This is a genomic window from Thermoactinomyces sp. CICC 10735 (assembly GCF_016055175.1).
GTDB lineage: Bacteria > Bacillota > Bacilli > Thermoactinomycetales > Thermoactinomycetaceae > Thermoactinomyces > Thermoactinomyces vulgaris.
In genome coordinates this window covers 460,585-478,634 of record NZ_JAECVT010000001.1, presented here as the reverse complement: position 1 = coordinate 478,634, position 18,050 = coordinate 460,585, and the positions used below count along the sequence as shown (strand labels likewise).

The window sequence follows — 18,050 nt, the reverse complement described above, 5'->3', positions numbered from 1 at the left end:
ATCTTTTTCTATTACTTTATTTGCGATGTATATTTAAAATCCTGCTAATCTGATAAATTTTTTAAGCTGATTTCTCCGCGGATTCGCAAAATCGCTTCAGTCAGACCGTGGTAGGATGCGGATTTTTCGTTGAGCAATTCCGATAACCCGCACTTTTCCGCGCATTTTTTGCAGACTTTGACCCCGTCTTCAAAAAGCCCCTCGGGATCTTCAACGATGCGTATATGTAAACGGTGTGTTTTTTTGTAACAAAGAGAGCAGTTGTCCATCACTTCAGTCAGATGGGGTTGAGGAGCATAATTTAATAATTTTTGCAAAATCTTTTCTTCTTTATCCGCAATGGATTGGATTTTTGCTTTCCATTGTGAATTCACGGTCCATCTCCCTTCTTGAATCAGAAATCTTCATTCAAAATTCTATCGCTTTCGTCACTATTATACAACCGATTTTAACCAAATTTTTTAAAAAAACCGTGTTCTTTACCCGGCGAGATATTTGGTGTTTTTAAATTTATTTTTGAGATGTTTTCTCTTTAATATTTTTGGCAGGGTCCGCTTTCAAAAAAATCTCTTCATCGGCCGGCGCCGGTGGCATCGGATGTTCATTCATGATGACAATGACATCATGTCGGAGAATGTTTTTATGAAGGCGAAAGAATGCATGAGAAAAGAAAACGGAGGGATATTATAGACAGGGTGATTCAAATGAAAAAAATTTTTATTGTGATGTTTTCTGCACTGATTGCGTTGACGGGATGTGCCAAAAACCAAGGAAGTCCGGAGCATGATGCCACTCCCCGGCAAGTGGTGGACCAAAACGGTCAGCCCGGGAATGAGCCCATTTCAAGCCGGGGAAGGGTCTTGCCGGATGAAAGAGGAGAAAATGAGCTGAATCTGAAAGGAAAAACCAAACGCATCGAAAGTATTGGCTTTTTGGAAGCCACTTCCCCGGATCAGGCGGTGGAGGATGCATTGGAAGCGGTCCGCGATTTAACCTACGTAGCCTTTTTCAGCTACCAGGTTCGACCGGATGGGAGTTTAATCCCCCTGAAGGATGAAAAACCGCTTCGGGCCATTCAAAACAAGGCCGTTCCGATGCTGGTGCTGACCAATTTTGCTGACGGAAATTTCCAACCCGATTTGGCTCATCAAATTTTTACAAACCGGCAATCCCTCAACCGGTTGATGAATCAAGTCGAACAGGTGATGAAGGAAAAAGGGTACAAGGCGATCAACATCGATTTTGAACACATTTACGAAAAAGATCGTGAGCTGTACCACGGTTTTTTGGAAACCTTTATACCCCGGATGAAAAAACACGGATATGTGGTATCGACTGCCTTGGCTCCCAAAAGCAGTGACGAACAGGCCGGAGCTTGGCATGGGGCGCATGATTATGCGTTTCACGGGAAGATTGCCGACTTTGTGATCTTAATGACGTATGAGTGGGGATGGACCGGAGGACCTCCGATGGCTGTGGCTCCACTTCCCCAGGTTCGGAAAGTGGTGGATTATGCTGTCCAAAAAATTCCCCCGGAAAAAATTGTGATGGGAGCACCGCTCTACGGTTATGACTGGACGCTCCCCTATAAAAAAGGAGGCCCCCCGGCGAAACGGATTGCTCCGCATGAAGCCGAAACATTTGCCAAAAAACGAGGGTTGAAGGTGGAGTATAACAACCGGGATGAAGCTCCTTACTTTTACTACCGGGATGAACAAGGGAAAAAGCATGTGATTTGGTATGAAAATGAACAAAGCATGCAGGCGAAGTATAATCTGATTAAAGAATACGGTCTCCGGGGTGTCAGCTATTGGGTGTTGGGTGAAGATTTCCCGGAGAACTGGAAGCTTCTGCGCCAAAATTTCAAGATCAACAAATACTGATGTGAACGCTCCGTGAAAGCAGCCTGGATGGGAAATCCGGGCTGCTTGTTGCTTCCCGGGAGTTTGAAAATTTGTCAAAGGGATGGTTCCTTGACAAGAATCAGATCTGACAAAATGGAGAAAATGGAGCTACCGGTTGCATACGGTGGGGGGGTATCCTATAATAAAGATGTAAGAAGATGTAAAAAAACTTCGTTACAGCAGGAGGAAAAGATAAAATGAAGGAACAAATTCGCGTTGCCGGAATGTCCTGTGAGCATTGCGTCAAATCGATCGAGGAAGCATTAAAACAAATCGGGGTTGCAGCCAAAGTTAATTTGTCCAAAGGAATGGTCGATGTGGATTTTGATGAACAGACGGCCGATTTGGACAAAATCAAACAAACCATTGAAGATCAAGGGTTTGATGTCCTTTCATAAATTGCATCACAGCAGGAGGCGTTTTCGTTGTCCAGTGAACTCAGCTCGATTCGGTTGCCGGTGGAAGGGATGTCTTGTGCGGCTTGTGCCAACCGGATCGAAAAACGTCTTTCAAAGTTAAACGGTGTCGATTCGGTCCGTGTTCACTTGGGCATGGAAGAAGCCCATATCGTTTATGACCCGAAGCAAGTCCGGTTGCCGGAGATGGAGAAGATCATTCAAGATCTCGGCTACCGCGTTCCCAAAGAAGAAGTGGATATGGAGATTACCGGGATGACCTGTGCCGCCTGTGCCAGCCGGATTGAAAAAGTGTTGAACCGGATCCCGGAAGTTGCCAATGCTTCCGTCAACCTGGCAACTGAATCGGCGCGGGTCGCTTATTACCCGGGGACCTTGGCCGTATCCGACGTGGTGCAACGGGTGGAACGGTTGGGATTCGGGGCAAAGCCGAAAAGTGCGGAGTCAGGGAAGCGGAAAGAGGAAGAATGGAAGAAAAAAAGAGTCCGGTTTTATGCAGCGTTGGCATTTTCCATCCCGCTTCTGTGGACCATGGCCGCCCATTTTTCTTTCTTTCATTGGATCCCGGTTCCGTCTGTTCTCATGAACCCTTGGGTCCAATGGATTTTGGCCACACCGGTGCAATTTGTGATCGGGGCTCCGTTTTACCGCGGAGCATGGAAGGCGCTGCGCAACCGCAGCGCCAATATGGATGTGCTGGTGGCACTCGGCACCTCGGCGGCCTATTTTTACAGTTTGTATGTGATGTTGACTCAACCGGCTTCCCGCATTCATGAGCAGGGATTGTACTTTGAAACCAGCGCCGTTTTAATCACACTCATTTTGCTTGGCAAATTGCTGGAATCCCGGGCCAAAGGAAAAGCCTCGGATGCCATATCCAAGTTGATGCGGTTGAAAGCCAAAAAAGCATTGGTCTTGAAAGACGGCAAGGAGGTAGCCGTCCCGGTGGAAGAAGTCAAGCCGGGGGATCTGATTCTTGTGAAGCCGGGCGAGCAGATCCCGGTGGACGGAGAGGTGGTCAAGGGACGTTCGTCCGTCGATGAATCCATGTTGACCGGTGAAAGCATCCTGGTGGAAAAACAGGCGGGCGACCCGGTGATCGGCGCCACCATCAACCGGCAAGGCCGGCTCCTCTTTAAGGCGACCAAAGTCGGGGAAGAGACGGCGCTGGCACAGATTATACGGGTGGTTCAGGAAGCGCAAGGCTCCAAGGCGCCGATCCAACGGATTGCAGACCGGATTTCGGGGATTTTTGTTCCCGTTGTGTTGGGGATCAGCGTGCTTACGTTTATGCTTTGGTTTTTCGGTTTGGAGCCGGGTCAATTTCAGGGCGCCTTGGAGAAAGCGATGGCCGTGTTGGTGATAGCCTGTCCTTGTGCCTTGGGGCTGGCCACGCCCGTTTCGATTATGGCCGGTTCCGGCCGGGCTGCGGAATGGGGCATTTTGTTTAAAGGCGGCGAACATTTGGAAAAGGCGCAGCAAATCACGATGGTTTTGTTTGATAAAACCGGAACGATCACCCACGGGAAACCCGAATTGACCGATATCATCATCTTTCATCCGGAAGACAGGGAAAACGTTTTGCGCCGGGCCGGTTCGGCGGAAAAAAATTCCGAGCACCCGTTGGCGCAGGCCATTGTGAACGGGATTGCGAAAGAAGGAGTGACATTGCAAGATCCCGACTCCTTTGAAGCATTACCCGGCCGCGGGGTCAAAGCCGTGCTGGACGGACAGGAAGTTTTGCTGGGAACCCGCCGGTTGATGGCACAAAACGGAATTCAAACGGATTCAATTGAGGAGGAATTGGTCCGGCTCGAAAAACAAGGGAAAACAGCCGTGATCATCGCAATAGACCAAAAATGCGCCGGGATTTTGGCCGTTGCCGACACGGTGAAAGAAACTTCCCGCACAGCGATCCAAAAGTTGAAACAAATGGGGCTAAAAGTGGGGATGATCACGGGAGATAATGAACGGACGGCCCGTGCCATCGCCAAACAGGTCGGCATTGAGGATGTTTCGGCCGAAGTGTTGCCGGAAGGAAAGGCCGAAGTGGTTTATCAGTGGCAGAGACAAGGGGAAAAAGTGGCGATGGTCGGGGACGGAATCAATGATGCGCCGGCTCTCGCGGCGGCCGATCTGGGCATTGCAATGGGAAACGGAACCGATGTCGCGATGGAAACCGCAGATGTCACCTTGATGCGCGGGAATCTTGAGCAGGTGGCCGATGCGCTTTGGATGAGCCGGAAAACCATGGCCAATATCAAACAAAATCTGTTCTGGGCTTTGGCGTACAACAGCTTGGGAATTCCCGTCGCCGCGGCCGGATTTCTGGCTCCCTGGCTTGCAGGGGCGGCGATGGCTTTCAGTTCGGTCTCCGTGGTGTTGAATGCCCTCCGGTTGCAACGGGTCAAATCTTTGTCATAAGTTGTCCAGTCCATCGGAAAGATGGGCTGTTTTTTTATGAATTAATTTGGTGAATTTTCATTTTTTATATTATGATTGAAATAGATTCTATTAACAAAAAATAATAATGCAGCTGTTTGGAGGGGTTTAAATGGAAGAAAAAACCGTTGTCCTGACCATACAAGACGGCGTCGGCCTGATCCGGCTGAACCGTCCCCAAGTGTATAATGCCATCAACCGACAATTGGCCGAAGAATTGACAGCAACTTTGCAAAAGGTAAACGAAGATCCGAAAGTACGGGCCGTGGTTTTGACCGGGGAAGGAAAAGCGTTTTGCTCGGGACAAGATTTGAATGACCAGTCGGCCATTGTCACCAAGGGGGATGAAATTTCACTGGGCGAGAGTGTGCGTTCCCGTTATAATCCTTTGATTCAAGCCATCATGGATCTGAAAAAACCCGTTATTGCCGCGGTAAATGGCGTGGCGGCCGGGGCCGGTTGCAGTTTGGCGCTGGCTTGCGACCTGCGTGTGATCACTCCCCGTACCTGTTTTGTCGAAGCATTTGTCAGGATTGGATTGGCACCCGACAGCGGTTCCAGCTACTTTTTGCCCCGGTTGGTCGGGCTGGGAAGGGCATTGGAGATCGCGATGACCGGACGGGATGTGGAAGCGGAAGAAGCCGTCCGGATCGGGTTGGCCAACCAATTGGCGGAGGAAGACAAATTGCTGGATGAGGCGATGGCACTGGCCAAGCAGTTGGCGCAAGGCCCCACGGTGGCCATCGGATTAACGAAAAAAGCGATTTACCGCGGGATGGAAACGACGATCGAAGAAGCGCTGGAATATGAAGCCGTGGTTCAGGAACAAGCGGGGAAAACCAAAGACTTCCTGGAAGGCATACAAGCTTTCGCCGAAAAAAGAAAACCGAATTATCGCGGAGAATAGCATCCTTTTCAAACAAAAGCCGGTTTTGTTGATAAATCGGCTTTTTGTGTTTACCATCTAAAGAACGGTTAAAGACTTTGGCACCACTTTGACCGTGATGGGGGTTTCATCCAGAATTTCGCCATCCACATGGGCCAGACAAGAGCCTTGCGGCGTGATGGTGAATTCTTTGCCGCGGTGAAAAATCACGGATTTGTGCCGGGTGTGCTTGCCGGAATAAGCCGTCGGGAACAGGCGGAGAAACTCAAAGGAGCTGAGGTTTTGAATGCAACAGAGATCCAGCAGGCCATCATTTTTTTCCGCTTGGGGGCATATTTTGATTCCGCCGGCAAAGTTCGGGATGTTTGATACCGCAATCAGCCAGACATGTTCGTAATCATAGCGCACACCATCCACGGTCAGGGTGACGGGCTGCGGGGTGTACGAACGGAAGACTTTCAAAGCCTCCAGGCCGTAAGTCAAGCGCCCGAACCACTGCTTTTCCCATCTTTTCAGGCGAACCGCATTGGCCACTTTGGCATCAAATCCCGCGCCGCCGAAGCTGATCAGGCAACGGTTGTTCATTTTGGCGGTGTCCACCTGGTAGGTTTGGTGCCGCAAAATTCGTTTTAATGCAAATTCCGGATCCAGGGGGATCTGATGCCCCAAGGCAAAATCATTTCCGGTTCCTGCCGGGATATAACCCATGGGGATATGGGTCCCGATGAGCCCGCTTCCCACTTCATTTACGGTGCCGTCCCCACCGACGGCGACAACGGCTTTGACCGGGTGATGTTGTTTGATGTCATTGACAATCCGGGTGGCATCTCCCGCTTCTTGTGTGAAGACTGCCTGGTACTCCACCCCCAGTTCATTTAATCTGCGATGGATATAAGACCATACTGTTTTCCCCCGTCCATTGCCGGCCAGTTGGTTGACCACGAAAAAATACATGGTGGCACTCCCCCTTAAAATTCAGATATGGAATGAGATGGTCTTTTGTGCGGGTTTTGGTCCAGTTTGCGGTAAATCCGCCGGGTGGCCCAAAAATAAAGGGAGGGAAACCATTTGCGCAATTGAAGCGCCCATTTTAACTTTCCGGGAATCACCACGGTTTTGGGGCGCTTCATTATTTTTAAGGCACAACGGGCGACTTCCTCAGCCTCCAACATTTGGCCGGCGATCAGGGGAGGAAAATGGCGGCGGGGATCTTCTCCCCTGAAAAAAGGCGTCATGACCGGTCCAGGGCAAAGAACCCCCACCTGAATCACCGGTGCGTACTCCAATTTCAGAGCTTCGGAAAAGCCGATCAAGGCAAATTTGCTTGCACAATATCCGGCGAGGTTTGGAATGCCGGTCAATCCGGCCAGAGAAGCGATGTTGATGATTCGTCCGTGGCCGGCGCGCAGCATGTGCGGCAAGACGTGACGAACCATGCGGACGGCGCCCAAATAATTGGTTTCCATCATCCCCCGGTAGTCATCCGGCGAAACATCCAAAAATCCGCCAAAACACCCATAGCCGGCGTTATTGATCAACACGTCAATGCGGCCGTAAGTTTGGATGATTTCCTCCACGACCTGTTTGACTTCCGCTTCTTTAGTGATGTCACAGGAATAATAAGATCCCCGGTTGAGTTCGCGATGGATTTCTTTTAGACGGGAGGATCTCCTTCCGAGCAGAATCGGGACATATCCCTGGTCCGGCAACTTTCGGGCAATGGCTTCTCCGATTCCGCTGGTTGCGCCGGTCACCAGAACAACGGGGTTTTTCATTCCATTTCCTCCTTTTAACTCATCGGAACCTGCGGAATGATTTTGCCTTCAATCCGTTCAAAAATATCGTCAATGTCTCTTCCGGTAATGGTCAAGCCGTGGTTTTTCAACCCGATCACGGCCCGGGAAGGATCTTCTGCTTCCCGGATCAAGCCGGCAACCGCTTCGGCCAGCTGTACGGTTCCGCATGGATAATTGATTTCCGTGGAAGGGACTCCTTCCATCCAGGCGTGAATATGCACAATGGCTCCGACTTCAGGGTGCTCGTTATAAATCATCCAATGCTCGATGGCATCGACCGAAACGCGGTTGGGCTTGATATTGGAAGGAACGCTCAATTCCATGGCCGACTGGTCTTCATCATACCCTTTCACCAGCAAAATATCCTTTCCGATCCGGCTCAGGTTTCCTTTGTTGACGCCGCTGGCGCTCATCCAGAATTCATTTTTGTCCCGCCGGGCACTCAAGTTGCCGTAACTGAGCCCGCCGATGCCGTATAAACGCTTGATATGGCGGAATTCTCTGGGAGGCAATAATTCCTGGATCGGAAACGGCGCGGGAAGCAGATTCATTTCATCCAGTTTTTTGCCCGCACGGGAGATGCTTTCGCTGGTTTCATCCCCTTCCCACAGGTCTTCGGGAAGATCGGGGTGAAAAATATTGTTGATGACCAGACGGGAAGTGGCCAAAGGACGCAAGCGTTCGAAAACTTCTTGGAAATATTGGTCATCCTCTTCGGGACGGGAGACGGCATAACATCCCTGTTCCAGGGTGATGAAATGCGTGGACGACACGGGACGGGAACGATCAATGAAAATCATCAGGTTTCCCAGTGAACGGATCAAGATCGGATAACCGGTTTTCAGGATATTGGACACGGGCTCATCAACCTCGGTGATGGACACGACAAACGTTCCGTTTCCTTTGCGGCGAAAAGGTTTCGGACGGTTTGGATCCACGAAATTCAACACCAGTTGAAGTTGCGGAAAATCGGTCGGCACCCGTTGAAAACCGTGTTTTTCCATCTCTTGTTGGATGCCTTCGGCAAAGCGTTTTAAATCCGGTGTTCTTTCATAATCTCCAAACAATGCGAAGTGAATCATTGTGCTAAAACCCTCCTTTGATACAAGACCTAGTTTCCCGAAGGATTTGGAAAAATATACATCTTGGCGCCGGGTCTTTCCGGGGATTGATTCAGAAAGTTGAACCGCAGGACCGGAAAAAATGGTATGTTAAATTTCGAGGATTCCTTACTGGGGAGGATTGTTTATGCATACCATCCGAAATATTTATTGCATCGGCAGAAACTACCGGTTGCACGCGAAAGAGTTGGGCAATGAAGTGCCGGAGGCCCCGTTGGTTTTTTTAAAGCCGACCCATTCACTGGCCAAAGCGGACGGAAGGGTTCTTTCGCTTCCGGGAACCAAAGGGGAAGTGCATTATGAAGCGGAGTGGGTTTTAAGGATTTCCCGCCCGGTTGCGTCAGGGACACCCGTGGATGAAGTGGTGAGCCACATGGGGCTCGGCATCGATTTTACATTGCGGGATGTACAGAGTGGGTTAAAGAAAAAAGGGCATCCCTGGCTTCCAGCGAAAGGGTTTCCTAATGCAGCGGTGTTAACGGATTTGAAACCGTTCCCGGGGCTTATAGCATGCGCATCGAAATCGTTTTCGCTGTTTAAAAATCAAGAAAGAGTGCAAAAGGGAACCATTGATGACATGGTTTTTTCCCCGCAACAATTGGTGGATTACTGCGCGGCACACTTTGGGCTGGGCGAAGGCGACATTATTTTTACCGGTACGCCGGCTGGTGTGGGGAAGGTGGAGAATAACGATCATTTCAGGCTGGATTGGGAAAACGAACCATGGGGAGAATGCCAAATCCGGTTGAAATAAAAAGGAAACCGCCTTGCTCCAAGGCGGTTTTTTCAACGTGAAAACAAGTCAGTTTCCGTTTTTTTGCAGCCACTTTTGTTCAGCCCGTGCAAAGTTGGCGGGGCCGTCATGCTCCAAGGCATCATAAACGAATTCATACGCATGGGAATCAAAGGCGATGCCGAGGTGAGCCGCCAGATCGGCCGGCACTTGATCCTGAATCGTAATATTGGACACCTGTTCTTCGGGGCCATCCAAAAAGGCGGAGGTGTAGGGAACGACAATTTCATCGTATTTGGTGCTGATCACGGTGTACGAAACATCTCCCGGGGTTTCATTGCCGGCGTTTAAATCATTCAGGAAGTCAGAGCCGGCTTTTTGTTGATCGCATGCCGTGCATCCCAAAAGACCCGGAAGAATCATAATGGGTTCAATGCCGAGAACCCCGATGGTCCCGTGGTTGGATGGAGCCAGTCCAATCAGGTCTTCGACTTTTTCCGCACCGCCAAGGTATTTGATGTAGTAGCGCGGCATCATGCCTCCCTGGCTGTGCCCGACAATGGAAACTTTCTCCGCGCCGGTTTGCTCCAACACCTGATCGACAAACGCTTTCAATTCTTCAGCAGATTTTTCAATCGGTCCGGTACTGAAGCCGAGATGGGTGATGCCGTAGTTTAAAGCATACACGCAATAACCTTTCTTCGCCAAAAGGGGTGACAGTTTGCTCCAGTTAAATGCCATGCTTTCAAAAGTGCCCGGCACCAGGATGACCGGATAAGGATGTTCCTCGCTCGGCTTGCAATCGGGAAGATTGGCGCCGGGAGGTGACAAAGCGGCTTCGCGCAGGATGTCTTCATCCGTTTGGGCATGGGCGGATGAGATCCCAAAGAGACAAGGAGCCAACGCTAACGCTGAAATAATGAATATTCTGAAAATAAATCGGAAGGCAGACATCGTCTCTCCCCCTTCTGTGGATTGTTAATACTTATCTATATTAAATTTTATCTTACTGAAACAAATCAGGGAAGGGGAGAGAGATAAAAAATCAGATTATTCAATCATTTTTTGCGGCATGGTTCCTTGGAAGATTGGAACCATTTCATTTTCGGGGCGATTCACCGGGAACGGGGACAAAGTCGAAGATTTCTCCGCTTTTAAAGGTGTTTGCCAACTGGCGGAGCCAGGCATAATACCGTTTGGCATTGGACAGTTTTTCAAGGTCTTGTTCCGCTTGTTTTTTCTCTTCATCTTTGACCCCGGAATCATGAAGCAGTTTTGTCAGCTTTTCTTCACTGGCACGAAGCGCTTTCTCATTCAGCTCAATTTCTGTTTCCCACAGGTGGACGAAAAACTCGATAAAAGACCGGAACTGGTCTTGTTCGGCCTGGTACAAATCTTTCCGGACGCCTTTGATCCATTTTTTTTGCACCAGTTTTAAACGGGATAATTCCCGTACCCCCGTACTCATGCTTGTTTTGCTCATGCCGGTGCGCTGGCGCATTTCATCCAGTGTCATCGGTTCCTGATGGAAAAACATGATGCCGAACAGCCGGCCCATGGAGGGACTGAGTCCGTACATCCGCATCGTTTCAGCCAATGATTCGATGTAATCGCTTCTTGCCTCTTCCAATTGATCCATCGCACATTCCTCCAATCGCTTGCGTGTCCTTTTGTTTAATCCAATTATCCGAAGCAGGTGCCCACATCTTAAACATAAGGAATGATTTTGTCAAACAAAAGGGATGGTTGCGGAAGAAAAAAATTCATGTTAACGTAATTTATATACAGTTTGTACAGAAAAAAATGTACAAAAGGAAATTGATGGTTAAAGGGGGAGGGGAAATGTTCAAGCGCATGTTCATCGGCGGAAAGTGGACCGAAGCCGTCACGGGGGGAGTGCGGTCCATTTTCAATCCGTTTAACCAGGAAGTGATCGGAGAAGTGCCGGAAGGCGGGCGCGAAGATGCGAAAAGAGCCATCCAAGCCGCCCGTCAGGCGTTTGATAAAGGAAGCTGGCCGGATACGCCGGCTGCTGAACGGGGAGAGAAGTTGTTCCGGCTGGCGGAGGAGATACAAAGGAACAAACCGGAACTGGCCCGGTTGGAAACGTTGAATACCGGAAAGACACTGACGGAAAGTGAGGCAGATATGGACGATATCGCCAACGTGTTCCGGTATTACGCGGGGCTGGCGGATAAGGACGGGGGAGAAATGCTGTTTCCTCCGGCCAAGCATGCCGAAAGCAAAGTGGTTCGTGAACCGGTCGGCGTTTGCGGAATGATCACCCCTTGGAATTATCCGTTGCTGCAGGCGGCTTGGAAGCTGGCTCCGGCTTTGGCTGCCGGTTGCACGATGGTGTTGAAACCGAGTGAACTGACTCCGCTGACCACGTTGAAGTTGGCGGAATTGATCGAAAAGGCGGGCATTCCTGAAGGTGTGGTAAACATCGTGACCGGACCGGGGGAAACCGTGGGGGCCGAACTGTCCGAATCGCCGGACGTGGACCTGATTTCGTTTACCGGCGGAATCGAAACCGGCAGAGCCATCATGCAAGCTGCCGCAAGCAATATGAAGAAAATCACTTTGGAATTGGGAGGAAAAAACCCGAACATCGTTTTTGCCGACAGCGACTTTGAGGCGGCGGTGGATTATGCGCTGAACGCGGTCTTTTTCCATGCCGGACAGGTGTGCTCGGCCGGGGCCCGGCTGCTGATCGAAGAAACGTGGCATGATGCCTTTGTCGGGGAACTGGTGAAAAGAGCCAAGCAAATCCGGTTGGGCAACGGGTTGGATCCAAAAACACAAATGGGACCGCTCATTTCAGCCGAACACCGGGCCAAAGTGGAGAAATATATCGGGATCGGGCAAAAGGAAGGAGCCGTTTTGTTAACAGGCGGAAAACGGCCTGCATCAAAGGAACTGGCCGGCGGCTTTTTTGTGGAACCGACGGTGTTTGACCATTGCACAAGTTCCATGCGCATTGTACAGGATGAAGTCTTCGGCCCGGTTTTGACGGTGGAAACTTTCCGTACGGAAGAAGAGGCGGTGGCTTTGGCCAATGACACCCGTTACGGGTTGGCCGGGGCGGTGTGGACCGGCGATATGAACCGGGCGGAAAGAGTGAGCCGGGCATTAAGGATGGGAACGGTTTGGATCAATGATTTTCATCCGTACTTCCCGCAAGCGCCCTGGGGTGGATATAAACAGTCGGGAATCGGAAGGGAACTGGGGAAAACGGGATTGGAAGAATATACGGAACAAAAGCATATTTACAAAAATTTGCAACCTGCCCCCATGCGTTGGTTCGGATAAAAAAGACAGGAGGGAAGCACCATGCTGCGAACGGAACAAATGTTGGAGAAGAAAGAGTTTGTCATGCCCACCAAAGTGATTTCGGGCATCGGCGTCTTAAAGCACGTGGGAGAGGAAGCGAAGGCGTTGGGCATCCGGAAAGCGATGATCGTCACCGACCAAGGTCTTTACCGGAATGGACTGATCCAACCAGTTGCCGAACGGTTCAAACAAACCGGCATTGATGTTCATGTGTTTCATGAAATCGCGGGTGAACCGGACACCTGTTTAATCGCATTGGGAGCGAAAACGTTTCAGGAGCAAAAATGTGACGGATTGGTTGCGGTGGGCGGCGGAAGTTCCATGGATACCGCCAAAGCGATCGGAGTGGAAGCCGTTCACGGAGAACCGGTGATCCGGTTTGAAGCTTCGGAACGGGGCAAGCCACTGGAAAAACGGATCCCGCCGCTGGTGACCATCCCGACCACGGCCGGCACCGGAAGTGAGGTCACGCAATGGGCCGTGATCAAAGACCCCGAACGGCAAATTAAATTTAATGTGGGAGGACCTTTGATCCCTGCCCATCTTGCGGTGATTGATCCGGAACTGCACCTGACGATGCCCAAAACGATTACGGCGGCCACCGGGATTGATGCCTTATCCCATGCCATCGAGTGTTACACCATGAATCAATCGCAACCGTTGACGGACGCAGTGGCATTGATGGCCATTGAGTATGTGGCCAAATACATTCGCCGGGCATATGCCAACGGTCACGACATCGAGGCGCGTTATCACATGGCCCAAGCGGCGATGTTGGCGGGCCTTTCGTATGGAAGTGATTCAGCGGGAGCGGCCCACGCGATGGCCCAAACATTGGGAGGCATGGTGCCGGTCATGCATGGACAATGTGTTTCGGCCATCCTTCCGGCCGTGATGGAATATAACTGGATGGGAGCTCCGCAGAAATTTGCCCGGATCGCCCAAGCGATGGGGGTTGATATCCGGGGCATGAGCACCGGGGAGGCGGCAAAGGCCGCGGTGAAAGAAGTGGATCGTCTTGTCCGTGATTTAAACATTCCGTCTCTTCAAGAACAAGGGGCAGATCCCGGACAAATCGACCGCTATGCCGAAGCGGCACTGGAAGACCCGCAAACCTTCGGCAACCCGCGTGATTTGGATCTGGATGCTTACCGCTGGATTTACCGTCGCGCGTTCGGGTTGGAAAAATCCGTTTTATAAATCAAATACACCCCTGGTGATTCGTTACCAGGGGTGTTTGTTATTTTTAAATCGATCTGGAGAGGACATATTCCACGACGGAGATAATCTCCTTTTTTTGCTGTTCGTCCAACACCCTCCCTTTCCACAGAGCTGTTTCGTTTTCGGAGGACAAGATTTGCCAGATGTCGCATGGGTTGCTGTCCCCGTTTGTGTTTTTCTGTAACAAGTCTTCATACCCGCTGGCCCGCATCAAATCTTCAAAGGGGTATTGGTATGCATCGGCCAATTTTTTCAAGACATGGGCCGAAGGTTTGATCGGTTTGCCTGTGGCGCGGCGGATGCCAAGTTCCAAATCCCGGATGTAGGTGTGGGAAAGTCCGGTTTTTTCCGAAACATCACGCAATGTTCTTTTGCCGCGGAGTTTTTTCAGTAAAATCCCCAATTCGCTGTGCATGGTTGAATTCGTTTCCTTTCTGAACAGGGAATATTCCACTTTCATTATAAGGGAAACCGGGCTTGAAAATAAAAACTGATGGCCGCTGAAACCGTGAAGAAGGGATCAGATTGGGGAGTGGGAGAGGGAAAGGGCATGATCCTGAAGTGCAGAATGAAAAAAAGGGGCTTAAAGGGCGGTAAATCCCTTGCCGGACACCCAAGGTTACAAAAGTTTGGTTTTGTAACGGTATAAATCAGAAGCAAAAAACGCGAAAACCCTTGATTTATCTATGGTTTTGGCGTTTTTTCATTTACGCAGGGCATGGGAGGGGGTCTTTTGTAAACTCGGTACAACAAAACATCACCTGAAAAAACGGCCTTCTTATTTTGGTTTTAAGGGTGGTTTATTTTCACATCCATCCAATGAGTCGAAAAAGGGGGATGAGCGCTGTATGACCCCTTGGAGTCCGTCTCATGTGTTTGTCAATGATTTCCACGAAAAAACCGGACAAATGCGTCCGGTTTTTTCAGAAAATATTATTCTTTGCTCACGGTTTCCAACGCCATGATGATCATGTCGTTAAAAGTGGTTTGCCGTTCTTCGGCGGTGGTTTCCTCTCCGGTGAAGATGTGGTCGCTGACTGTTAAAATCGAGAGGGCTTGCGCCTGGTGTTTGGCAGCCAGGGTGTAAAGGGCGGTGGTTTCCATCTCGACGGCCAGAACGCCGTGTTCTCCCAGTTTTTTCACCATATCCATGTTGTCCCGGTAGAAGACATCGGACGTCAAAATATTTCCGACGCGAACGGATAACCCTCTTTCCACCCCGGTGTCATACGCTTTTTTGAGCAATTCAAAATCGGCGCACGGGGCGAAATCAAAACCAGGGAAAGTTTGCCGGTTCATGTTGGAATCCGTGCAGGATGTCATGGCGATAATCACATCACGGACCCGGATGTCTTTTTGTATTCCGCCGCAGGTTCCGACGCGGATCAATTGCTTGACGCCGTATTCCCGGATCAGCTCATTGACATAAATGGAAATGGAAGGCACCCCCATGCCGGTTCCTTGTACCGAGACGCGGGTTCCTTTGTATGTACCGGTAAAGCCGAGCATGCCGCGAACCTCGTTGTAACAGGTGACATCTTCCAGGAACGTTTCCGCAATATATTTGGCACGAAGGGGATCGCCGGGCAAAAGGATTTTTTCGGCAATCTCTCCTTGTTTGGCTCCAATGTGAACACTCATGTTGACACCGTTTCCGTCAATTCCGGACCGGTGTTCACCTCCTTTATTCTCGATCTAAATATAACTATAACAGGAGAAAGAGGCATTTGAAAGAAAAAGGACTTGTGAATTGCATACAGATTTAATATATAAACAAGTTTGCTTTGCAAACAAAATAAAACCACAAAAGCGATCCGTGCCCCAGACGAAATCTTTTTTCAATCAAAGGATGGCATCCGGCCGGTTGATATAAAATGATAATATGGGAATGAACCTTTTTTTAGCGATGCAGTTTTTGGAGGGGTACAGATGAACGAAGTGATCAAAACGATAATGAACCATCGCTCCATTCGTCGATATGAAGACCGTCCTTTGACGGAAGAACAAATCCGGACCATTGTGGAAGCGGCCCAATCTGCTTCGACGTCCAGTTATATCCAAGCATACACGATCATTGGCGTTAAAGATCCGGCCAAAAAGAAAAAGCTGGCGGAGTTGGCGGGAAACCAACCTTATGTGGAGAAAAACGGCCATTTGCTGATTTTCTGCGCGGATTTGCACCGGCATGATTTAATCGCGGAGATGGAAGAGGCCGATTTGACCACCAGTCTGGAAAGCACCGAGAAATTCATGGTGGCCGTGGTCGATGCGGCACTGGCGGCCCAAAACGCAGCCATCGCCGCGGAGTCGATGGGCTTGGGCATTTGTTACATCGGAGGGCTTCGCAACAACCTGGAAGAGGTGACGAAGCTGCTCAACACCCCCCGGCGGGTTTTGCCGCTTTTTGGCATGACGATTGGTTATCCTTTGCACGAATCATCGAAAAAACCCCGTTTGCCCTTGGAACACGTTTATCATGAAGAAGAATATGAGCAGGATGAACAGCGCTTGAAAGAACAACTGAAAGAATACAACGAAACGGTCCAATCCTACTATATCGAGCGCACCGGCGGAAAACGGGAGGACACCTGGACGGGACAAATGGCGCAAATGCTCTCCCACCCGCGAAGAATGTACATGAAAGAATTCGTGGAGAAAAAAGGCTTTAACAAACAATAACGGTGAAGACCAAAATGGCTTGAGTGCATGGAGGGTGCTCAAGTCATTTTGGTTTCATCGCTGAACAACAACCGGGCCATGTAATATTCATCCGCATACCGGTCCTGGATAAACAAGGATTTTTTTCGCATCCCTTCGATTTGGAACCCCATTTTTTTATAAAAGTAGACGGCTTTCAGATTGGGACGCAGGATGGAGATTTCCAACCGCTTAATATCTTGTTCCCGGGCCCACTGAATGGCTTTTTCCAGCAACCGGGTGCCCACCCGTTGGTTTTGGTACTTTTTCAAAACCCCTGTCTCTGGACGCGCGGTATGCCGGTTGTGCGGATCATCTCCACGCCGGATGGCAACATGGCCCGTCAACTTTCCGTCCGTTTCCGCTACGAAAACGTGCCGGTTGCCGTCGCTGATCTTGCCCGGGTCCGCATCGCCGCAAGGAAACAAAAGGTACGGACTTTCCTCATTCAATTGGTTCAACAGCCGAAGGTAAGCCTCATGATCCTCCGGGCAAATTTCGCGTATCTGCAAGCGCCTCCCCCCTCTTAAGCACAGATCCTTGTCTCCCAACCATCATATGATCGTCTTACCCGGTTAATTCGAGTCTGTGGTGAAACCTATTTCCATTTTGAGTTGGTGACTGGTTGGACGATGATCCTTTGTGGCCGGCAGGGGAGCTGTTGCAGGAAAACCAGCCGGAATTGAGTTAATAACGGTTTGAAATTTTTCAGGTGGGTTAAGGCTGATTATCAGGTGGAGGTTTATTCCGATTGTGTCAATGCAGCAATGCATGCTTCCCGTATTTCCCACACTTTTCTCCAGTCCTTAATGGGTACACTCGGGGATGTCACCCAGTGTTTCAAATAATCTTGATGAAACCGGTTTTTTCCTCCCCGATTCCTTCGGGTGTAATCTCTTTTTCAACCAAAAATGATAGGGGGGTCCCATTTGTTTGACCGGTCAGACGCGTGAAATCCAAATACTGTCCCTCAAACCGCAAATAACAATTTGCTTCCGGGAGCTCCTTAAGGCCGTAACGTTCCAACACCTTGCCGACACCGGGGGTGTTGTCCTCATTCATCAAATAAATGCCGATCATCAACCGGACGGGCATGTTGTTTTCCTCCGCCAAGATGGCCAACAGCGCGTGCTTCATACTACAGGTCCCTTTCCCCTCGCGCAAGACCGATCGCGCATCTGCCCGGTTGGCATTTCGCCCGTAAGGCAACGCCTGCAAATAACAGGCGGCTTTTTGGAACGTTTGAACACCCAAAGACTGAAACGCTTGGGACATTTCTCCTGCCGGTTGCAGACAAAAATCCAAACGTTGTTTAGCTATTCATTTCCTCACCCTCACAAATAAGATCCATTTGATTTAATCATACTTTTTCGATATTCATTCTAAAAAGTTCCTTGAATAAAAATATTCTCGTTAACCTGATAGGGATAAATTGGAACGAAGTGATCTAAATCATCGCTTGATCCGGAAATGCGAGGATTGTCCGTTTTCCGTTTGTTGA

General features: G+C 49.9%; 18 protein-coding genes. 8 read left to right on the top strand and 10 right to left on the bottom strand.

Annotated elements, in window-relative coordinates:
* Positions 1 to 44 precede the first annotated feature (44 nt).
* The gene (locus I8U23_RS02505; RefSeq protein WP_037996056.1) at positions 45 to 374 is read right to left on the bottom strand and encodes a hypothetical protein; all 330 of its coding nucleotides are present in this window, start codon (positions 372 to 374) and stop codon (positions 45 to 47) included.
* Between the two features lie 330 nt (positions 375 to 704).
* Here I8U23_RS02505 and I8U23_RS02500 point away from each other — a divergent pair, with 330 nt between their 5' ends.
* The 4 genes from I8U23_RS02500 to I8U23_RS02485 all read left to right on the top strand — a co-directional run bounded on the left by I8U23_RS02500 (position 705) and on the right by I8U23_RS02485 (position 5,669).
* The gene (locus I8U23_RS02500; RefSeq protein WP_037996055.1) at positions 705 to 1,883 is read left to right on the top strand and encodes a glycosyl hydrolase family 18 protein; all 1,179 of its coding nucleotides are present in this window, start codon (positions 705 to 707) and stop codon (positions 1,881 to 1,883) included.
* Positions 1,884 to 2,101: 218 nt separating this feature from the next.
* Positions 2,102 to 2,302: a copper ion binding protein gene (locus tag I8U23_RS02495; RefSeq protein WP_198050695.1), complete on the top strand. Its 201-nt coding sequence runs from the start codon at positions 2,102 to 2,104 to the stop codon at positions 2,300 to 2,302.
* 27 nt (positions 2,303 to 2,329) lie between these two features.
* Positions 2,330 to 4,744 (top strand): heavy metal translocating P-type ATPase, encoded by a 2,415-nt coding sequence (locus I8U23_RS02490; protein WP_255517102.1) that lies wholly within the window; start codon positions 2,330 to 2,332, stop codon positions 4,742 to 4,744.
* Positions 4,745 to 4,874: 130 nt separating this feature from the next.
* A complete protein-coding gene (locus I8U23_RS02485) occupies positions 4,875 to 5,669 on the top strand; it encodes an enoyl-CoA hydratase/isomerase family protein (protein WP_037996052.1) in 795 nt (264 codons plus the stop codon).
* 57 nt (positions 5,670 to 5,726) lie between these two features.
* On the opposite strand, the gene I8U23_RS02480 is transcribed toward I8U23_RS02485, so the two are convergent.
* Genes I8U23_RS02480 through I8U23_RS02470 form a run of 3 tightly spaced genes read right to left on the bottom strand, consistent with a single transcriptional unit; the run spans position 5,727 to position 8,526 of the window.
* Positions 5,727 to 6,602: a diacylglycerol/lipid kinase family protein gene (locus tag I8U23_RS02480; RefSeq protein ID WP_037996051.1), complete on the bottom strand. Its 876-nt coding sequence runs from the start codon at positions 6,600 to 6,602 to the stop codon at positions 5,727 to 5,729.
* Between the two features lie 14 nt (positions 6,603 to 6,616).
* Positions 6,617 to 7,423 carry an SDR family NAD(P)-dependent oxidoreductase gene (locus tag I8U23_RS02475; protein WP_052186749.1) on the bottom strand — a complete coding sequence of 269 codons (807 nt, stop codon included), beginning with the start codon at positions 7,421 to 7,423 and terminating at the stop codon, positions 6,617 to 6,619.
* 14 nt (positions 7,424 to 7,437) lie between these two features.
* A complete protein-coding gene (locus tag I8U23_RS02470; protein ID WP_037996050.1) occupies positions 7,438 to 8,526 on the bottom strand; it encodes a class II aldolase/adducin family protein in 1,089 nt (362 codons plus the stop codon).
* 166 nt (positions 8,527 to 8,692) lie between these two features.
* Between I8U23_RS02470 and I8U23_RS02465 the strand changes: the two genes are divergently transcribed.
* Complete coding sequence (locus tag I8U23_RS02465; RefSeq protein WP_198050694.1) at positions 8,693 to 9,319, top strand: fumarylacetoacetate hydrolase family protein; 627 nt, start codon at positions 8,693 to 8,695, stop codon at positions 9,317 to 9,319.
* A 48-nt stretch (positions 9,320 to 9,367) separates the two neighbouring features.
* On the opposite strand, the gene I8U23_RS02460 is transcribed toward I8U23_RS02465, so the two are convergent.
* Complete coding sequence (locus tag I8U23_RS02460; RefSeq protein WP_198050693.1) at positions 9,368 to 10,252, bottom strand: alpha/beta fold hydrolase; 885 nt, start codon at positions 10,250 to 10,252, stop codon at positions 9,368 to 9,370.
* A gap of 145 nt (positions 10,253 to 10,397) precedes the next feature.
* Entirely contained in the window at positions 10,398 to 10,937 is a 540-nt protein-coding gene (gene cudC, locus I8U23_RS02455) for a choline uptake/conversion transcriptional regulator CudC (RefSeq protein ID WP_037996046.1), read from the bottom strand.
* A gap of 203 nt (positions 10,938 to 11,140) precedes the next feature.
* Here cudC and betB point away from each other — a divergent pair, with 203 nt between their 5' ends.
* Together betB and I8U23_RS02445 are read left to right on the top strand one after the other, a co-directional pair.
* Positions 11,141 to 12,610: a betaine-aldehyde dehydrogenase gene (gene betB, locus I8U23_RS02450; protein WP_049720155.1), complete on the top strand. Its 1,470-nt coding sequence runs from the start codon at positions 11,141 to 11,143 to the stop codon at positions 12,608 to 12,610.
* A 21-nt stretch (positions 12,611 to 12,631) separates the two neighbouring features.
* Positions 12,632 to 13,831, top strand: a complete 1,200-nt coding sequence (locus I8U23_RS02445) for a choline dehydrogenase (RefSeq protein WP_198050692.1) — start codon at positions 12,632 to 12,634, stop codon at positions 13,829 to 13,831.
* Positions 13,832 to 13,877: 46 nt separating this feature from the next.
* Here I8U23_RS02445 and I8U23_RS02440 read toward each other — a convergent pair whose 3' ends face one another.
* Together I8U23_RS02440 and deoD are read right to left on the bottom strand one after the other, a co-directional pair.
* Positions 13,878 to 14,312, bottom strand: coding sequence for a helix-turn-helix domain-containing protein (locus tag I8U23_RS02440; RefSeq protein WP_049720153.1), 435 nt, complete (start codon positions 14,310 to 14,312; stop codon positions 13,878 to 13,880).
* A 473-nt stretch (positions 14,313 to 14,785) separates the two neighbouring features.
* Positions 14,786 to 15,493: a purine-nucleoside phosphorylase gene (gene deoD, locus I8U23_RS02435; protein ID WP_037996043.1), complete on the bottom strand. Its 708-nt coding sequence runs from the start codon at positions 15,491 to 15,493 to the stop codon at positions 14,786 to 14,788.
* Between the two features lie 288 nt (positions 15,494 to 15,781).
* On the opposite strand from deoD, the gene nfsA reads away from it, so the two are divergent.
* Positions 15,782 to 16,531, top strand: a complete 750-nt coding sequence (gene nfsA / locus I8U23_RS02430) for an oxygen-insensitive NADPH nitroreductase (RefSeq protein ID WP_037996041.1) — start codon at positions 15,782 to 15,784, stop codon at positions 16,529 to 16,531.
* A gap of 38 nt (positions 16,532 to 16,569) precedes the next feature.
* On the opposite strand, the gene I8U23_RS02425 is transcribed toward nfsA, so the two are convergent.
* Positions 16,570 to 17,061 (bottom strand): GNAT family N-acetyltransferase, encoded by a 492-nt coding sequence (locus I8U23_RS02425; protein ID WP_037996039.1) that lies wholly within the window; start codon positions 17,059 to 17,061, stop codon positions 16,570 to 16,572.
* 328 nt (positions 17,062 to 17,389) lie between these two features.
* Entirely contained in the window at positions 17,390 to 17,824 is a 435-nt protein-coding gene (locus I8U23_RS02420; protein WP_049720152.1) for a transglutaminase domain-containing protein, read from the bottom strand.
* Positions 17,825 to 18,050: the final 226 nt, after the last annotated feature.